This window comes from Pseudomonas emilianonis (assembly GCF_023072625.1).
GTDB lineage: Bacteria > Pseudomonadota > Gammaproteobacteria > Pseudomonadales > Pseudomonadaceae > Aquipseudomonas > Aquipseudomonas paraveronii.
The window spans coordinates 1-1,445 of sequence record NZ_JAKNRV010000644.1 but is presented as its reverse complement, the minus strand read 5'-3'; the positions used below and the strand labels follow the sequence as shown (position 1 = coordinate 1,445).

General features: G+C 63.0%; 1 protein-coding gene and 1 pseudogene. Both read left to right on the top strand.

The annotated features are described in order from the left end of the window. Positions 1–107: 107 nt before the first annotated feature. Positions 108–1,118, top strand: a pseudogene (locus tag L9Z73_RS30415) (TonB-dependent copper receptor); the annotation flags it as partial. A 113-nt stretch (positions 1,119–1,231) separates the two neighbouring features. Beyond that, on the top strand, positions 1,232–1,445 hold a 214-nt coding region (locus L9Z73_RS30410), incomplete at its 3' end, for a PepSY domain-containing protein (protein ID WP_247408661.1).

Sequence of the window (1,445 nt, the reverse complement as noted above, 5' to 3'; positions counted from 1 at the left end):
CTTCGAACTGGTAGTGGTTGAGCGACAGCGACAGGTTGTAGGGCCAGAACTTCACCAGCGACGAGTACACCGCCATGCCGAACACCAGCAACAACACCGCGCAGATCAGCAGCATGGGCGTCGACACCTACAAGGAGTTACCGCGCAACAAGGACGCCAATTTCCATAACTACGGCGTGTTCGGCGAACTGACCTGGTACGCCGCCGACCGCGACCGCCTGATCACCGGCGCACGCCTGGACCGCGCCTCGGCCAGGGACTTCCGCCAAACCATCGGTTCAGGCATGTCGGCGCGCCCCAACCCGACCGCCGATGACACCCGCGCCGACACCCTGCCATCGGGCTTCATGCGTTATGAGCACGACCTGGCAGACACCCCGACCACGCTCTACGCCGGGCTGGGCCACTCCGAGCGCTTCCCGGATTACTGGGAACTGTTTTCCGCCAACACCGGCGCGGCCGGTTCGGTCAATGCGTTCGATGGCGTGAAGCCGGAGAAAACCACTCAGCTCGACTTCGGCGCGCAATACAAGACCGCTGACCTCGAAGCCTGGGCCTCGGGTTATATCGGCCAGGTGCGCGACTTCATCCTCTTCGACTACCAGGCCGGAATGATGGGCACCACGTCCCAGGCGCGTAACGTCGACGCACGGATCATGGGCGGCGAACTGGGCGCGGCGTACAAGCTGACCCAACACTGGAAGGCCGACGCCACCCTCGCCTATGCCTGGGGCAAGAACAGCAGCGACGGCAAGCCCCTGCCGCAAATGCCGCCGCTGGATGCGCGCCTGGGCCTGACCTACAGCGAGGACGACTGGAGCGCCGGCGCCTTGTGGCGAGTGGTCGCCGCGCAAAACCGCATCGACCAGAACAAAGGCAACGTGGTCGGCAAGGACTACGACAAGAGCAGCGGCTTTGGCGTGTTCTCGCTGAACGCGGCGTACCGCATCAATAAAAACTTCAAGGTCAGCACCGGCGTCGACAACCTGTTCGGCAAAGCCTACGCCGAGCATTTGAACCTGGCCGGCAACGCCGGGTTCGGCTACCCGGCCAACGATCCGCAGGCCATCAATGAGCCGGGGCGCACGCTCTGGACCAAGGTCGACATGAGCTTCTAAAGCATCGGGGGCAAGCCCCCTCCCACACCTGAAATGCATTCTAAATGTGGGAGGGGGCTTGCCCCCGATGGCGGTGTAACTGACCCCAAAAAACAAAACCTTGCGGAGCCCTGATGAGCACACAAAAAATCTCCTTCTACAACCTGGCCTGGCGTTGGCACTTCTACGCCGGGCTGTTTGTCGCCCCCTTCATGGTGCTGCTGGCGTTGACCGGCATCATCTACCTGTTCAAGCCCCAGCTCGACCCGCTGATGTACGGCGACCTGCTCACCGTCCCCGCCGCCGAACACGCGCTGAGCGCCGACGAGCAACTGCAGCGCGCCAAGG